Origin of the sequence: uncultured Pluralibacter sp., assembly GCF_913775985.1 — a bacterium.
GTDB lineage: Bacteria > Pseudomonadota > Gammaproteobacteria > Enterobacterales > Enterobacteriaceae > Pluralibacter.
In genome coordinates this window covers 41259-57091 of sequence record NZ_CAJYMB010000087.1, presented here as the reverse complement: position 1 = coordinate 57091, position 15833 = coordinate 41259, and the positions used below count along the sequence as shown (strand labels likewise).

The 15833-nt window shown below is 59.0% G+C and carries 17 protein-coding genes; 5 read left to right on the top strand and 12 right to left on the bottom strand.

Annotated features, from left to right (window positions below; genetic code table 11):
* Positions 1–11: 11 nt before the first annotated feature.
* Complete coding sequence (gene pldB, locus QZ766_RS09385) at positions 12–1004, bottom strand: lysophospholipase L2 (protein WP_297200643.1); 993 nt, start codon at positions 1002–1004, stop codon at positions 12–14.
* Between the two features lie 110 nt (positions 1005–1114).
* Here pldB and rhtB point away from each other — a divergent pair, with 110 nt between their 5' ends.
* The gene (gene rhtB / locus QZ766_RS09380) at positions 1115–1735 is read left to right on the top strand and encodes a homoserine/homoserine lactone efflux protein (protein WP_297200640.1); all 621 of its coding nucleotides are present in this window, start codon (positions 1115–1117) and stop codon (positions 1733–1735) included.
* On the opposite strand, the gene rhtC is transcribed toward rhtB, so the two are convergent.
* From rhtC to pldA, 3 genes are all read right to left on the bottom strand, one after another.
* Entirely contained in the window at positions 1736–2356 is a 621-nt protein-coding gene (rhtC, locus tag QZ766_RS09375; protein WP_297200637.1) for a threonine export protein RhtC, read from the bottom strand. It lies immediately after the preceding gene.
* A 61-nt stretch (positions 2357–2417) separates the two neighbouring features.
* Positions 2418–4247 carry an ATP-dependent DNA helicase RecQ gene (gene recQ, locus QZ766_RS09370; protein WP_297200634.1) on the bottom strand — a complete coding sequence of 610 codons (1830 nt, stop codon included), beginning with the start codon at positions 4245–4247 and terminating at the stop codon, positions 2418–2420.
* Between the two features lie 113 nt (positions 4248–4360).
* A complete protein-coding gene (gene pldA / locus QZ766_RS09365; RefSeq protein WP_297200631.1) occupies positions 4361–5230 on the bottom strand; it encodes a phospholipase A in 870 nt (289 codons plus the stop codon).
* 160 nt (positions 5231–5390) lie between these two features.
* Here pldA and yigI point away from each other — a divergent pair, with 160 nt between their 5' ends.
* The 4 genes from yigI (at position 5391) to QZ766_RS09345 (ending at position 8616) form a co-directional block, all read left to right on the top strand.
* The gene (gene yigI / locus QZ766_RS09360) at positions 5391–5858 is read left to right on the top strand and encodes an acyl-CoA thioesterase YigI (RefSeq protein WP_297200628.1); all 468 of its coding nucleotides are present in this window, start codon (positions 5391–5393) and stop codon (positions 5856–5858) included.
* A 52-nt stretch (positions 5859–5910) separates the two neighbouring features.
* Positions 5911–6804, top strand: a complete 894-nt coding sequence (gene rarD, locus QZ766_RS09355; RefSeq protein WP_297200625.1) for an EamA family transporter RarD — start codon at positions 5911–5913, stop codon at positions 6802–6804.
* A 107-nt stretch (positions 6805–6911) separates the two neighbouring features.
* A complete protein-coding gene (locus QZ766_RS09350) occupies positions 6912–7898 on the top strand; it encodes a fatty acid desaturase (RefSeq protein ID WP_297200622.1) in 987 nt (328 codons plus the stop codon).
* The gene (locus QZ766_RS09345) at positions 7885–8616 is read left to right on the top strand and encodes a PhnD/SsuA/transferrin family substrate-binding protein (protein ID WP_297200618.1); all 732 of its coding nucleotides are present in this window, start codon (positions 7885–7887) and stop codon (positions 8614–8616) included. Before QZ766_RS09350 ends, QZ766_RS09345 begins: the two co-directional genes overlap by 14 nt.
* A 35-nt stretch (positions 8617–8651) precedes the next feature.
* Here QZ766_RS09345 and QZ766_RS09340 read toward each other — a convergent pair whose 3' ends face one another.
* The 8 genes from QZ766_RS09340 to dapF all read right to left on the bottom strand — a co-directional run bounded on the left by QZ766_RS09340 (position 8652) and on the right by dapF (position 15818).
* A complete protein-coding gene (locus QZ766_RS09340) occupies positions 8652–8951 on the bottom strand; it encodes a hypothetical protein (protein ID WP_297200616.1) in 300 nt (99 codons plus the stop codon).
* A 155-nt stretch (positions 8952–9106) separates the two neighbouring features.
* Positions 9107–10057 (bottom strand): magnesium/cobalt transporter CorA, encoded by a 951-nt coding sequence (corA, locus tag QZ766_RS09335; RefSeq protein ID WP_297200613.1) that lies wholly within the window; start codon positions 10055–10057, stop codon positions 9107–9109.
* Between the two features lie 149 nt (positions 10058–10206).
* On the bottom strand, positions 10207–10263 hold the full coding sequence (ysgD, locus tag QZ766_RS23070; RefSeq protein ID WP_366509402.1) for a YsgD/CorL family protein: 57 nt from the start codon (positions 10261–10263) through the stop codon (positions 10207–10209).
* A 148-nt stretch (positions 10264–10411) separates the two neighbouring features.
* Complete coding sequence (gene uvrD / locus QZ766_RS09330; RefSeq protein ID WP_297200610.1) at positions 10412–12574, bottom strand: DNA helicase II; 2163 nt, start codon at positions 12572–12574, stop codon at positions 10412–10414.
* Between the two features lie 100 nt (positions 12575–12674).
* Positions 12675–13391 carry a 5-amino-6-(5-phospho-D-ribitylamino)uracil phosphatase YigB gene (gene yigB, locus QZ766_RS09325; RefSeq protein WP_297200607.1) on the bottom strand — a complete coding sequence of 239 codons (717 nt, stop codon included), beginning with the start codon at positions 13389–13391 and terminating at the stop codon, positions 12675–12677.
* On the bottom strand, positions 13391–14293 hold the full coding sequence (gene xerC / locus QZ766_RS09320) for a tyrosine recombinase XerC (RefSeq protein ID WP_297200604.1): 903 nt from the start codon (positions 14291–14293) through the stop codon (positions 13391–13393). The genes yigB and xerC overlap by 1 nt, the downstream gene beginning before the upstream one ends.
* Complete coding sequence (locus tag QZ766_RS09315) at positions 14290–14997, bottom strand: DUF484 domain-containing protein (RefSeq protein WP_297200601.1); 708 nt, start codon at positions 14995–14997, stop codon at positions 14290–14292. Before QZ766_RS09315 ends, xerC begins: the two co-directional genes overlap by 4 nt.
* Positions 14994–15818, bottom strand: coding sequence for a diaminopimelate epimerase (gene dapF, locus QZ766_RS09310; RefSeq protein ID WP_297200599.1), 825 nt, complete (start codon positions 15816–15818; stop codon positions 14994–14996). The genes QZ766_RS09315 and dapF overlap by 4 nt, the downstream gene beginning before the upstream one ends.
* Positions 15819–15833: the final 15 nt, after the last annotated feature.

Sequence of the window (15833 nt, the reverse complement as noted above, 5' to 3'; positions counted from 1 at the left end):
GTAGAGCCGGATTAATCGTGCCGATTGAAAAAATCGACGATGGCGTGCAGCGCGACTGAGCGCAGGGTGTCCTTTTCAAAAAGGATCTCATGGTAGGCGCCTTCAATCACCAGCGGGTGGCCCGTTTCACAGGGATGCCCGGCGGCGGCGCGCAGTTCACAATAGCGGTCGTGGCTAAGATTATCCACAACCCGTTCATCTTCGGCCTGAACCAGCAGCGTTGGCGTTTTTTCATCTGCGGCACCGGCCAGCACCTGCTCGCCGGCCAGCACGCTTTCGCGCACCCAGTGCCAGGTGGGGCCGCCGAGGCGCAGCTGTGGGTTATCGGCATAAAAACCGAGATTGCGCCGGTAGCGCGTGCGGCTGTGGGTCAACACATTGAGGCCAAAGGGCAGCGGATGCCAGCGCCCGGTGCCCATCGCGTAACTTTCGCGAATGCGGTTGTGGCCTTCTGACCAGTCGAGCAGCTGGCGCACCATCCAGTCCGGCAGGCGGATGATAATGCCGAACATCGGCGCGCAGAGCGCGGTGGCGTCGCAGGCGCCCGGATGGCGCTGTAAAAACAGGGTTGAGATAGCGCCGCCCATCGAGTGCGCCAGGATGTAGCGCTTGCGCCACGGGCCCGGAGCCACTTCCTGCTGCCAGAAGGTGCTGAAGTCGTCAACGTAGTCGCTAAAGCGCTCGACGTGGCCGCGGTGGGTATCCTCCAGCATGCGCCCGGAAAGCCCCTGCCCGCGGTGATCGATCATCAGCACGTCAAACCCGCTGTTGAACAGATCGTAGGCCAGCTCGGCATATTTCACGTAGGTTTCGATGCGCCCGGTGGAGACAACAATGACGCGATCGTGCTGCGGGGAGCGAAAGCGGACGAAGCGCACCGGCACATTATCCACGCCCGTAAACTGACCCTCTTCGCGCCGGCGCCAGAAGTCGTTCAGCGGGCCCGTGGTAAAAGCAGCGAACGCTTTTTCTCTTGTATTCCAGTCCATTTGCTGCCGAAACATCGGGTACAGACCCCAGTTAACCGCTGAAAATCGTCATTTTTAACGGGCGACTTACATCATCCGCACAATAGCGTATTGTGGCATAAAAACAGACATTCAGGGAGTTTCTCATGACCGTAGAGTGGTGGTTCGCCTATCTGCTGACGTCGCTTATTCTCAGCCTTTCCCCGGGTTCCGGCGCGATCAATACCATGACCACGTCCATCGGCTACGGCTATCGCGGTGCGGCGGCGTCGATTGCCGGGCTGCAAACCGGGCTGGCGATTCACATCGTGCTGGTGGGCGTCGGTTTAGGCACTCTCTTTTCCCGGTCGCTGCTGGCCTTTGAGATCCTCAAGTGGGCCGGCGCCGCCTATTTAATCTGGCTCGGCATTCAGCAGTGGCGCACCGCCGGGGCTATCGATCTGAATACCGCGGCGGCAACTCAGCACCGCGGGCATCTGTTTAAGCGGGCGGTATTTGTTAACCTCACGAATCCGAAAAGCATTGTGTTTTTGGCGGCGCTGTTTCCGCAGTTTATCGTCCCGCACGCGCCGCAGGTGATGCAGTACGCGGTGCTCGGTACCACCACCATCGTGGTCGATATTATTGTGATGATAGGTTACGCCACGCTGGCGCAGCGGATTGCGCGCTGGATTAAGGGGCCGCGCCAGATGAAGGCGCTGAACAAAACGTTCGGATCGCTGTTTATGCTGGTGGGCGCGCTGCTGGCCTCAGCGCGCCACGCGTAATTAGCGGGAGATGATCAGGTGAATGCCGAATCCGGCAAATAGCGTCCCCGCCACGCCGTCGATCCACTTCGCCATGCGCTGGTAGCCGCTGCGCATGGCGGGCATGGCAAACAGGCTTGCCACCACGGTAAACCAAGCCAGGGTTTCAACAATAATCAGCAGGAAAATCCCCCAGCGCTCGCCGCTGCCGACGTTGTCGCCTACGAACAGCGAAAACACCGAGCCGAAGTAAATAATCGCTTTCGGGTTGGCCAGGTTAGTCAGCAGCCCTTTGAAAAAGCTTTTTCCGCCGCGGGCCAGCTCCACCTCCGGCGGCTTCTGCGCCGGATCGCGTTTTTTCAGCGCCCCGCGCAGCATCTGATATCCCATCCAGCACAGGTACAGGCCGCCGCCGACGGTAATAATGTTGTGCAGCCAGGCCATCTTCTCGATGATCAGATGCAGGCCCAGCAGGGCAATGCCCGCCCAGAACATAACACCGCCGGTGATCCCCAGCACGCCCATCATCGCTTCTTTGCGGGAGCGACTAACGGCGGTTTGTGAAACGAAGAAGAAATCCGGCCCCGGGCTTATCAGGGCAATCAGGTGCACGGCGGCAACGGTGAGAAAAAGCGTCAGCATAGATGACTCGCAGGGAAATAGTTCAGGAAGCAATCATCCTGACACTTTTTTACCCTGCTGGCTACTCATCGTCGTCGCCGTCAACGTGGGAGCGGATCAGGCCGAGAAACTCCATGCCGAAGCGCTCAAGTTTACGGGTGCCGACGCCGTTAACGCTGAGCATTTCGCCGGGGCTGGTGGGCATCTGCTCCGCCATCTCAATCAGCGTCGCGTCGTTGAATACCACGTACGGCGGCACGTTCGCCTCGTCGGCAATGGCTTTACGCAGCTTGCGCAATTTGGAAAACAGTTTGCGGTCATAGTTGCCAGCGTAGGATTTCTGCGCCACCCGCGGCTTGAGCACCTGCACGCGCGGTACGGCCAGCTGAAGCGGAACCTCCCCGCGCAGCACCGGGCGCGCGGCTTCGGTAAGCTGCAGCGCGGAGTGGCGGGCAATATTTTGGGTGGCGAAGCCCAGGTGGATCAGCTGGCGGATGACGCTGACCCAGTGTTCATTCGTCTGGTCGCGACCAATACCGTAGACCGGCAGCTTGTCGTGGCCGAGCTCGCGAATACGCTGGCTGTTGGCACCGCGCAGCACTTCCACCACATAGCCCATACCGAAGCGCTGGTCGACGCGATAAATCGTGGAGAGCGCCTTGCGCGCCTCTTCAAGCCCGTCGTACTGGCGGGGCGGATCGAGGCAGATATCGCAGTTGCCGCAGGGCTCGTGCCGCCCTTCGCCGAAGTAGTTAAGCAGCACCAGCCGCCGGCAGGTTTGCGCTTCGGCAAAGGCCCCCATCGCGTTGAGCTTGTGGCGTTCAATATCCTGCAGCTGTCCCGGCGGCTTCTCCTCAAGGCAGCGGCGCAGCCACGCCATGTCCGCCGGATCGTAAAACAGCATCGCTTCCGCAGGCAGGCCGTCGCGGCCCGCGCGGCCGGTTTCCTGATAGTAGGATTCGATAGTACGCGGGATGTCGAAGTGGACCACGAAGCGCACGTTGGGCTTGTTGATCCCCATGCCGAAGGCCACCGTTGCTACCACGATTTGCAGATCGTCGCGCTGAAATTTCTCCTGTACCTCGGCGCGCAACGCATTATCGAGCCCGGCATGGTACGCTCCGGCACTGATGCCGCGGCTTTGCAGGCGGGCGGCGGTGTCTTCGACCTTGGCGCGGCTGTTGCAGTAAATAATGCCGGATTTACCGCGCTGGTCCTGAACGTAGCGCATCAGCTGATCGAGTGGCTTAAACTTCTCCATCAGCATGTAGCGAATGTTGGGGCGGTCAAAGCTGCTGATTTGAATCAGCGGATCGTGAAGCCCGAGCAGGCGCACGATGTCGCTGCGGGTGGCGTCATCCGCGGTGGCGGTCAGAGCCATAAAAGGCACCGCCGGGAAGCGCTGGCGCAGCTGGCCGAGCGCGGCATATTCCGGGCGGAAGTCGTGGCCCCACTGCGAAATACAGTGTGCTTCATCGACGGCGACCATCGCCGGATTCCAGTGGCCGAGGTTGTCGAGGAAGTTGTCGAGCATCAGCCGCTCGGGAGCGATATAGAGCAGGCGCACTTTGCCGGTGCGGCAGCCCGCCATGACTTCCTGCTGCTGCTCCCGACTCTGGCTGGAGTTGAGGCAGGCCGCCGACACGCCGTTGGCAAGCAGCTGGTCGACCTGGTCTTTCATCAGCGAGATAAGCGGCGACACGACGATTGTCAGGCCGTCCAGCACCAGCGCGGGAATTTGATAGCAGAGCGATTTACCGCCGCCGGTGGGCATTACCACCAGGCAGTCCCGGCCTTCCAGCACGGTCTCGATAATGGTTTGCTGTCCGGGGCGGAACTGCTGGTAGCCGAAGGTCTCCTGCAAAACCTGTTTTGCCAGCGATATCTGATTCATTACTTCCGCCTGCGCCACAATCACCCCTGCTGTAAATAAAAACAGGCGCTATTTTCAGCGCCTGAGAGCAAGAGTGCAATGTTTTAGACAAATTCATTTGTCAGCGGTCGAGCGTAATTCCAGAACAGCTGTCAGAACAGGTCGTTAAGCATCACGCCGACACCAACGCGGGTCTGTCTGTAATTGTAGTCAATCAGCGATTCGCCGTAGCCGCTGTACACCTGGGTGTAGAAACGGACGTGGCGGGTTATCGGATAGCTCACGCCCATCTCCGCGCCGCCGTAGCCGGTATTCCAGTTGTACTGCCCTTTCGCGCTCAGCACCGCTTCACCCAGCTGATAGCCAATTTTTAACTGGTAGTAGCCCATGTACTTGGTGATGTTCGGGTTATCGCTGGTGCCACCAATGACGTACCACGGTTTGACTTCTACCAGCCAGTTGCCATTCTGCGCCATCAGGCGCGTATAGAGGCGGTTCCAGCTGCGGGAGGTCGGATCGGAGCGGCCGTTAGACTGGTGGTTGTAGCCAAACTCGGCGTCGCGCAGCGTCCAGTCGCCGAGCCGGTAGTCGGTAGCAAAGCCGAGAAACAGCTGCGGTTCGTAGTTGGTTTCGCGAAACGGCGCTGATTCACCGGTGTTCGACAGCTGCCACCAGGATTTCTGGGTATAGGAAGCGCCCAGCAGCGAGTTGTCGCCGAGAATGCCGCGCCACAGCGGGAAAGCGAGGCTCAGCTGAAACTTAACTTCGTCTTTATTCGCGTTATCAGACCAGTTATAGCTCTCAATGGCCTTGGTGTTCATGTTACTGGTGTAGGTATAAAGCAGATAGTTGCTTTCATACGGATAAAGCGTAAAGGGATTGTCGTGCTCCTGCAGCATATTCGCGATAATGCTGCCGCGAACGGCCGGTGTATCGTGCACATCCTTAATCGTTGCTTCCTGCGCGCAGGCAAAAAAAGGCAGCGCGGCAGCCGCCAGTAACCAACCCGAACCGGTTCGCATCAATGGTGTTCTCCTGGACAAAAAAGTTTCAAATGGTGAATTTTCTCGACATGCATTTTACATAATCGACGAAGTATTACCCGGTTATCCTTTCTGAAAAGTAGAAATGAACACTTCGGAAGCATAAAATCAACATTTTATTAACCAATGGATGTCCGCAATGTCTAAAGAACTGACCGCCGAAGCCACGCTGAAGCTGGTGGGCGAGATTTTTGTTTACCACATGCCTTTTAACCGCGCGCTGGGGCTGGAGCTGGAGCGCTACGAAAAAGACTTCGCGCAGCTCAGCTTTAATAACCAGCCAATGATGGTCGGCAACTGGGCCCAGAGCATTCTACACGGTGGGGTGATCGCCTCGGCGCTGGACGTGGCCGCCGGGCTGGTGTGCGTCGGCAGTACGCTAACCCGCCACGACACCATTAATGAAGATGAGATGCGCCAGCGGCTCTCGCGGATGGGCACCATCGACCTGCGGGTGGATTACCTGCGTCCGGGACGCGGCAACCGCTTTACCTGCACCAGCAGCCTGCTGCGGGCGGGAAACAAGGTCGCCGTCGCGCGGGTCGAGCTGCATAACGAAGAGCAGGTCTATATTGCCAGCGCAACCGCCACTTACATGGTGGGATGAGCCCGTTAAATCGGTTAACATTGGCCCACTTTTTATACGATGGATTTTAGCGATGGAAGCAAAACAGACGCGGCAGGGCGTGTTACTCGCCCTTGCCGCTTATTTTATTTGGGGGATTGCTCCCGCCTATTTCAAATTTATCGACTACGTGCCGGCTGACGAAATTATTACTCACCGTATTATCTGGTCATTCTTTTTTATGATTGTGCTGATTTCAGCCAGCCGCCAGTGGAGCGGGCTGAAGCGTCTGTGGCAAACCCCGAAAAAAATCCTGCTGCTGGCGCTTTCGGCGGTGCTGATCGGCGGCAACTGGCTGCTGTTTATCTGGGCAGTCAATAATCACCACATGCTGGAAGCGAGTCTCGGCTACTTTATCAATCCGCTGGTGAATATCGTGCTGGGCATGATTTTTCTCGGGGAGCGCTTTCGCCGCATGCAGTGGCTGGCGGTGGCGCTTGCGGCCTGCGGGGTGCTGGTGCAGCTCTGGACCTTCGGCTCGCTGCCGATCATCGGCCTCGGGCTGGCCTTCAGTTTTGCTTTTTACGGGCTGATCCGTAAGAAAATCGCCGTTGACGCCCAGACCGGCATGCTGATTGAAACCCTCTGGCTGCTGCCGGTGGCGGCGATTTATCTGTTCGGCATCGCCGACAGCGCCACCAGCCATATGGGATACAATCCGTGGTCGCTCAATCTGCTGCTGATTGCCGCAGGCGTGGTCACTACGGTGCCGCTGCTGTGCTTTACCGGCGCGGCCACCAAGCTGCGCCTGTCAACGCTCGGCTTTTTCCAGTACATCGGCCCGACGCTGATGTTTCTGCTGGCGGTGCTGTTTTACGGCGAAACCCCGGGCGCGGATAAAATGGTGACCTTCGCCTTTATCTGGGTTGCGCTGGCGGTTTTTGTGATGGATGCGGTGTATACCCTGCGCCGCACGCCGAGGCTTTAAAGCACCGCATTCGCGGATTTCGGCAAAGCACATGCAGTTAAATTCGTTGTGATTTCAACGGGCCTCTCTCATCGTCTGTGGATAAAAAGAGACGACAGAGAGGCCAAATGTCCCCGCCAACCCCCGCCAGGCGCAGCGCCTGGTTATCAGAACAGCAGCGTGAAAATGTGCAGCGCCTCGCCCGCGGCTGGCTGTGGCGCAGCGAGTTGCCCACCTGGCTGCTGATGGCCGTCATTTACGGCGGCTGGTTCACGACGCTCCATTTCTGGCCGCTACTCGGCCTGCTGCCCGCAACGCTGCTGCTGATCCTGTTTACCGCCTGGTATATGTCGCTGCAGCACGAGCTGATTCACGGCCATCCAACCCGCTGGCCGCGCGTCAACCAGCTCTTCGGGATGCTGCCGCTGGCCGTGTGGTATCCCTATGGCCTGTACCGCGACTCGCATCTGGCGCACCACCGCAGCCACGCCCTGACCCTGCCGGACGACGATCCCGAGACTTACTACTTTTCCGACCAGCGCTGGCAGCAGTTTCCCCGATGGCAAAAGCGCCTGATCCGCCTGCGCAATACCTTCCCGGGCCGATTGCTGCTGGCGCCGCTGCTGGATATCGCCGCCGTGCTGGCGGGGATCGTTAACGCCGTACGCCGCGGTGAAGCAAACACTCTCGCCATGTGGTTTATCCATGCCGTATTGCTGGTGCTGCTGTTCCTCTGGCTGCGGCACAACCAGTTTTCCATCGCGTGGTATCTTGCGGCAGTGAGCTACCCGGCGCTCGCCCTGACCAAAGTACGATCCTTTCTGGAGCATCGCGCGGCGGACGATCCACTGGATCGCTCGGCAATTACCGAAACGTCCCTGCCCTGGCGGCTGCTGTTCCTCAATCTGAACTATCATTCAGTACATCACGACTTGCCCGGTATTCCCTGGTACGGACTGCGAAAAATCTATTTGCAGGATCGCGATCTGTACCAGCAGCGCAACCACGGCTTCGTGGTAAAAGGCTACCGCGAGTGGTGGCGCAAATACCGGTTTCGCCCGGTAGACGTCACCGCACATCCCGGCGTAAAGCAGGAACATCATGATCCCCAATGAAATCGCACTGCCGATGTACGACCTCGTACCGCACGCCACCGACGCGCTGGCGGCGGCGCTGCTGCGCTATTTCCCGCACGCGCACTTCAGCCGACCCGCCGACCTGCTCGCCCACTGGCAGCACGACAGCGTGCTGCTGAGTCAGGCCTGCGGCTACCCGCTGGCGACAAAGCTGCACGACGTGCAGGTGGTGGGATGCTTCCACTACGCCGCGCCGGGCTGCGAGGGGCCAAACTACCGCAGCCTGCTGGTCACCCGGGCGGAAAACAGCAGCCGGACGCTGGCGGATTTTCGCGGTCTGACCGCAGCGTGCAACGCACAGGATTCTCAGTCGGGCTACCGGGCCCTGCTCGTCGCAACAGGCGGCGATGCGGCCTTTTTTAGCCATATTGTCTGGAGCGGCAGCCACCGGCAGTCGCTGGCGGCACTCCAGCAGAAAGAAGCCGACATTGCCGCCATTGACTGCGTCACCTTCGCCCTGCTGGCCCGCTACCAGCCGCAGGTCCTGGCCGGATTATCCGTTATTGGCGAAACGGCCTCTACGCCGGGATTGCCACTTATCACCTCGCAGAAAACCTCCGCGCGTGGGCTGAATGCCTTGCGAGCGGCACTGGGGGAAATTGCGCGGGAAGAGGCTATCGCCGGGCCGCTACTGATTAAGAGTTTCAGCGCGATTGAGCGGGACAGCTATGCGGACTTTGCGCAGGAGTTATTTTAAAGATTCCAGGCGGCGTGAAACGGACACTACTCTGTTTATTTCTGCTTAATAAACAGCAGTACGATAAAGAAGATAATATTGGTAATGGGGAAAAAGCCCAGCACGCACCATAATTTACGCCAGCCCAGCGTGGGCATATAGCGATAAATAAGCTGGCAGAAGCCAAAGGCAACGATAATGGGTATAAACCAGAGCCGTCCTTCCGGTAAAAAAGCCAGGCCGAGAGCCATAATAACACTCAACAGTATCCAGTATGTGAACCAGGAAATTATATAACCGCGTTTATCAAGGGGTCCTTTACCAAAAATCGTTTCCACCCATTGAGGAGACTTCATAGATATTATCCCTGTTAATAGTGATTATTCTTGGCGCCGTAGTTGGAAAAGCGGATATCTGCAGTGCTGGAAACTGCTGATAAAGTGTAGAGTATAAAAAACATTCAGCCAGATAATATCGGACAATAAAAAAGGGAGCCGAAGCTCCCTCTCGTTTATAACCAGTTTTTACGTTTGAAGTACAAATACGGCGCCAGTCCGGCGAGGATCATAAAGACAATCGCGCCGGGGTAGCCGAAGCTCCAGTGCAGTTCCGGCATAAACTCAAAGTTCATTCCGTAGCTGGAGGCCACCAGCGTCGGCGGCAGGAAGACCACGGAAACTACTGAGAAGATCTTGATGATTCGGTTCTGCTCGATGTTGATAAAGCCCATCGCCGCCTGCATCAGAAAGTTAACTTTCTGGAACAGGGATTCGTTGTGCGGCAGCAGGGATTCGATATCGCGCAGGATCTCGCGAGCCTGCTCAAGCTGATTCGCCGGCAGGCGCGCCTTGCGTACCAGGAAGTTCAGCGCGCGCTGGGTATCCATCAGGCACAGGCGCACCTTCCAGCCGATATCTTCCAGCTCCGCCAGCTTCGACAGCGCTTCGTCGTACTCGTCGCCCTGGTGCCCTTCCATAATGACGCGGCTCAGCTTTTCCAGTGCGCTGTAGATATTCTCAATTTCGTCCGCCAGCTGCTCGATTTTGGTCTCAAACAGATCCAGCAGCAGCTCGTAGGCGTTGCCGTCAACCATCTCCTGGCTGCGGGTGCGCATGCGGTACAGACGGAACGCGGGCAGTTCGCGCTCGCGTAAAGTGAACAGCCGCCCTTCGCGAATGGTAAACGCCACGGTAGAGTTGCCGGCGTGATCTTCGGCATCCTCAAAGAAAAAGAAGGAGTGGATGTGCAGGCCGTCTTCGTCTTCGAAGAATCGGGCCGAGGCCTCGATGTCTTCCAGTTCGGGCCGGGTTGCCAGATTCTGGCCCAGCTCTGTCTGTACGCGGTTACGCTCTTCGTCATCCGGCTCCACCAGATCTACCCAGACGGAGCTGGCAAGATGCTTGATGTCGTCAGACTCAAGGCGCGTTAAACGTTTGTTTTCCAGTTGAAATGCGCTCAGCATGACCGGGACTCCCAATGCAGTAATTTATTGGACAGTACGGTGGGCACACAGAAACATTGGGCGTTTCAGACCATTCAGCCTGACTCAGTGCGACGGGGATAAAGCGGGTCGCTGACAACCTCTAAGGCCATCAGCAGGAGGTGATAGCCTTAGGAGTTGTTCCTGGATTGCAGGAAGTTGAGCCAGCATCTACTGGGTGTGTCCAAGGTATCAGTCCTCTTAGCGTAATCGTGCGCGCATGTTACGCCAGCCTAAATCCAGCGTCAACACGCAGCGAAACGCCAGAGAATATTTCCTCTTCTCCGGCCAATAAGACTAGCAGAATATTACAAAAATATGATGTTTATCTTAATGTTAGGAATTTTCGAGCCGCGCGTAGGCGGCCACCAGCCATTTAATACCTTGTCCCTGGAAAGCCACCTGCAGACGGCTGTGCTCGCCGCTGCCCTCCAGGTTCACAATCGTGCCTTCGCCGAATTTAGGGTGACGCACGCGCTGGCCAAGCTTGTAGCCGGTATCGTTTTCCGCAACCGGCGTACCCATGCGCTGATGGTTCACCGGGCGGCTGACAGTCGCGCGCAGACGCACCTCTTCCACGCAGGCTTCCGGCAGCTCGCCGATAAAGCGTGAAGGGCGGTGATAGACCTCTTTGCCGTAAAGGCGACGAGTTTCGGCGTAGGTCAGCGTCAGCTTTTGCATCGCGCGGGTTACGCCAACGTACGCCAGCCGGCGCTCCTCTTCGAGGCGTCCGCCTTCGTCCAGCGACATCTGGCTCGGGAACATCCCCTCTTCCACGCCGACGATAAACACCTGCGGAAACTCCAGCCCTTTTGCCGAGTGCAGCGTCATCAGCTGCACCGCGTCCTGCCAGGTGTCGGCCTGGCCCTCGCCTGCTTCCAGCGCGGCGTGGGACAGAAACGCCTGCAGCGGCACCAGATCTTCGTCTTCGTCGTTATAGCTGAACTGCCGCGTGGCGGTCACCAGCTCCTCTAAGTTTTCGATGCGCGTCTGGCCCTTTTCGCCCTTCTCCTGCTCGTACATCATCCACAGGCCGGAGTCTTTGATAACCCGGTCGGTCTGAACGTGCAGCGGCATCTCCGCCGTTTCCTGCGCCAGAGCCTCGATCAGCTCCATAAAGCGCTGCAGCGCGCCCGCGGCGCGACCGGCCAGCACTTTGTCTTTGAGCAGCGCGCGGCACGCCTGCCACAACGTCAGCTGCCTGTCGCGGGAGGTTTGCCGCACCACGTCCAGCGTGCGGTCGCCGATGCCGCGCGTCGGCGTGTTTACCACACGCTCAAAAGCGGCATCGTCATTACGGTTGGCGATCAGGCGCAGATAGGAGAGCGCGTCCTTGATTTCCTGGCGCTCGAAGAAGCGCATACCGCCGTAAATTCGGTACGGCATGCTCACCTGCAGCAGCGCCTCTTCCAGCACGCGGGACTGGGCGTTGCTGCGGTAGAGAATTGCGCACTGCTCCAGCGCGCCGCCGTTGTCTTGCCAGGTTTTGATGCGGTTAACCACGAACCGCGCTTCGTCCAGCTCGTTGAACGCGCAGTAGAGGGAGATAGGTTCGCCTTCCGCGCCCTCGGTCCACAACTTTTTGCCGAGGCGGCCGTTATTGTTTTCAATCAGGGCGTTGGCCGCGCTGAGGATATTGCTGGTGGAGCGGTAGTTCTGCTCCAGGCGAATGGTGTGCGCACCGGGAAAATCCTTCAGGAAGCGCTGGATGTTCTCAACCTGCGCCCCGCGCCAGCCGTAGATTGACTGGTCGTCATCACCGACGATCATCACTTTACCGGTATCGCCCGCCAGCAGGCGGATCCAGGCGTACTGGATGTTGTTGGTATCCTGGAACTCGTCCACCAGAATATTGGTGAAGCGCTCGCGGTAGTGCTGAAGAATGTGCGGCTTGTTGAGCCACAGCTCGTGCGCGCGCAGTAGCAGCTCGGCAAAATCCACCAGCCCGGCGCGATCGCAGGCTTCCTGATAGGCCTGATAAACCTTCTGCCAGGTCTGCTCCACCGGGTTGCCGTAGCTCTGAATATGGTGCGGGCGGATGCCTTCGTCTTTCTGGCCGTTGATGTACCACATCGCCTGACGCGGCGGCCACTGCTTCTCGTCGAGATTCATGGCTTTTATCAGCCGCTTGAGCAGCCGAAGCTGGTCTTCGCTGTCGAGGATCTGGAAGTCCTGCGGCAGCCCGGCGTCCAGATGGTGGGCGCGCAGCAGCCGGTGCGCCAGGCCGTGGAAGGTGCCCACCCACATGCCGCCCTGGGAGGTACCCATCAGCTGGCCAATGCGGTGGCGCATTTCCGCCGCCGCCTTGTTGGTAAAGGTCACCGCCATAATTGAGTATGGCGAGCAGTTCTCCACGCTCAGCAGCCACGCAATGCGGTGTACCAGCACCCGCGTCTTGCCACTCCCTGCTCCCGCCAGCACCAGCATGTTGGTGCGATCTGCCGCCACGGCTTCGCGCTGTTTGTCATTAAGGCTGTCGAGCAGGTATGAAACGTCCATTGGCACCGCCGGGTAAGTTGTGACAGATGTATTGCCCGGCGGCGCATCGCCGGCCGGGCCTACAGAGTGATACTGGTAATTTATACAGATTTACTGACGATTATATCAGCGCAGTGAGGGATGCCAACCGCGAAATTTCGATATGCGGCAGCAGGCGGCTGTCGCAGGCCTGCATTAAGTCGGCGTCGTAGGGGTTTATCCAGCACGCCTGCACCCCGCAGCGGATCGCCCCGGCGACGTCGGTGGTCAGATCGTCGCCGACGTGCAGGATCTCACCGAGCGGCAGGTTAAGGCGTTCTGCGGCCAGATGATACATGTCGCTAAACGGCTTGGCGCGGCCGTCGGGGCCGGCGCGCAGCACGAAGCTGAAATAGCCGTCGAGGCCAAACAGCGACGGATCGGCGTTGCCGTTGGTAATTGCCACCAGCGGCCACTTCGCCGCCAGCGCTTTCAGCGTATCGTGTGTCTCCTGCGGGACGTCAATGGCGCTGCGCCAGCGGGCAAAGTTCGCCATTGCCGCATCGGCGCCCGCGCGGGCATCCTGCGCGGAAAGACCGGCGTTGAGCATCGCCTGCTCGACCGCGCGGCGGCGCCACTCGGTGACATCATGATAAATGTCCGGCTCCGCCTCGCGCAGCGCCTGGCGCAGCTGCTTAAAGTCGCTGTTTTCAATCTGGCTCAGGGCCGGATGGTAGCCACGCACAAACGCCAGCGACTCCTGCTCCGTGCGCAGGATCACCGGGCGATTATCGTAAAGAGTGTCATCAAGATCGAAAGTCAGGGCAGAGATCTGGCCCAGTGGACGATAAAAACGCATTATTTCCCCCGTTTGGCCCGCGGATGCGCTGCGTCGTATACCGAGGCGAGATGTTGAAAGTCGAGATGTGTATAGATTTGCGTGGTGGAAAGATTAGCGTGGCCCAGCAGCTCCTGCACGCCGCGCAGGTCGCCGCTCGATTCGAGCATGTGCGTGGCGAAGGAGTGGCGCAGCTTGTGCGGGTGCACGTGGCTGTTCAGGCCCTGTCTGATTCCCCACTCGGCGAAGCGCTTCTGCACGTTACGCGCCGAGATCCGTTTGCCGAGCTTTGACAAAAACAGCGCGTCTTCGTCGGCGCCGAATAAACCGCGCAGATCCAGCCAGTGCTCAAGCCACTGCACCGCGCTGCGGCCAATGGGCAGGCGGCGCTCTTTGCTACCTTTTCCCATCACCCACACTTCGCCGGTATCGAGATCCAGATGCTTGATATCCAGATTAACCAGCTCGGACAGGCGCAGGCCCGCGCCGTACATTATCTCCAGCATCGCCCGATCGCGCACCGCCAGCGGATCGTTAAGATCGATATCCAGCAGCCGATTCACGTCGTCAACGTCGATATTTTTGGGCAGGTGGCGCGGCGTTTTCGGGGCAGATACGGCTTTCGCCGGGTTGACCTGCAGCTCGCCCTTGCTGACCAGCCAGTCGAAAAAGCTGCGTAGCGCGGAGAGGCGCAGCGCCAGGCTGGCGGGGCCGAGCCCCTTGCGGCGGCTGCGCACGGCAAAACCGCGCACCGTTGCGGCGTCGCACTGCTGCCAGCGCGTAATGCCTGCTTCTTCGGCAAGGGCGATAATGGTATCGAGCTGGCGGCGGTAATTAAGCAGCGTAATCGGGCTGAGCTGGCGCTCAACGCTCAGGTAGCGCAGAAAGCGTTCGACCGCCCCGGAGAGAACCGCGTCACTCATATGCGCTCGACCCAGCGTTCCAGCAGGCCGGGCAGCAGCAGAGCAATCTCATCGAGCAGGTGTGTGCCCTGTCCCGCCTGATAGTGTTGCACGTCGCGGCTGCTGAACAGCACAACCCCCAGATCTTCGTCGCTGCCGAGCATCGACATCGCCACCGAGCCGATAGCTTTCGCCTCTGGCATCACCACCAGCAGTTCGGGGCCGTTCAGCGAGCCGAGGTAGTGGCGCTGCTGGCCGAGGCGCTGAATACGTATCGGTTCAAAAGCCTGTCGCGACAGAGCCAGCTGGGTGAACTTCGACGGTGCGCCGATGCGCCAGCGGTCGGCAAACAGGCGTACCGTCGCCCCCGCCAGGCCTAAATCACGCGCCCAGCGATGGAAGCGCTTGAGCATGTCGTCCAGGCTGTCCGCTGCCGCCAGCCGAGTTTGCAGCTGCAGCAGGCGGTAGAACAGGCTCTCGTTAGCGCTGGCCTGCTCCACCAGCAGGGAGATGTTCTCTTCCAGTACGTTAATCTGCTTTCGCGCCCTGGCCATGTGCCACTCGACCAGCGATACGCTGCCGCGTACCGGATGGGGAATGCGCATCTGTTCGACAATGGCGGCATTGCGGATGAAGAATTCAGGATGTTGCTGCAGGTACTCCACCACCGTGCGATCGTCAAGCACGGCGGCCTCGCTCTGCAGCTCTTCCCCTGTCTGTTTCATAAGTGAATAAATCCGTCGTAGACGTGTGCCGCCGGGCCGGTCATAAACAGCGGCTGGCCCGGACCTTTCCAGGCGATATCAAGGCGACCGCCCGGTAACTCCACGCGCACCTCTTCGGTCAGCAGGCCCTGCTGAATGCCAACGGCAACCGCCGCGCAAGCGCCGCTGCCGCAGGCCTGGGTTTCACCCGCGCCGCGCTCGTAAACGCGCAGGCGAATGTGATCCTGTTTGACCACCTGCATAAAGCCAATATTGGCGCGCTCGGGGAAACGCTCGTGGCTTTCCAGAACGGGGCCTAATGTTTCAACCGCGGCGGTTTCAACATCATCAACCTGCACCACGCAGTGAGGGTTGCCCATCGAGACAACGCCGCACAAGACTGTCTGCTCCGAGGCACGCATGATATAGGTCTTTTCCGCTTTGTTGGCGCGAAAAGGCACCTGGGACGGCTCAAAATTGGGCTCACCCATGTTGACGCGAACCAGATCGTTATCGGTCACGCTGAGAGACATCCGGCCGTTAGCGGTGCTGACGCGGATGTCGCGCTTATTGGTCAGGCCCTTCAGGCGCACAAAGCGCGCGAAGCAGCGCGCGCCGTTGCCGCACTGGTTCACTTCACTGCCGTCGGCATTGAAGATACGGTAGTGGAAATCGAGATCCGGATCGTAGGGCGGCTCGACCACCAGCAGCTGATCGAATCCCACGCCGTGATGCCTGTCGGCCAGGCGGCGAATTAGCTCCGGAGAAAAGAACACATTCTGCGTTACCGCATCGACGACCATGAAATCGTTGCCAAGGCCGTGCATTTTAGAGAACTGCATTTTTTGCTCCAGTCG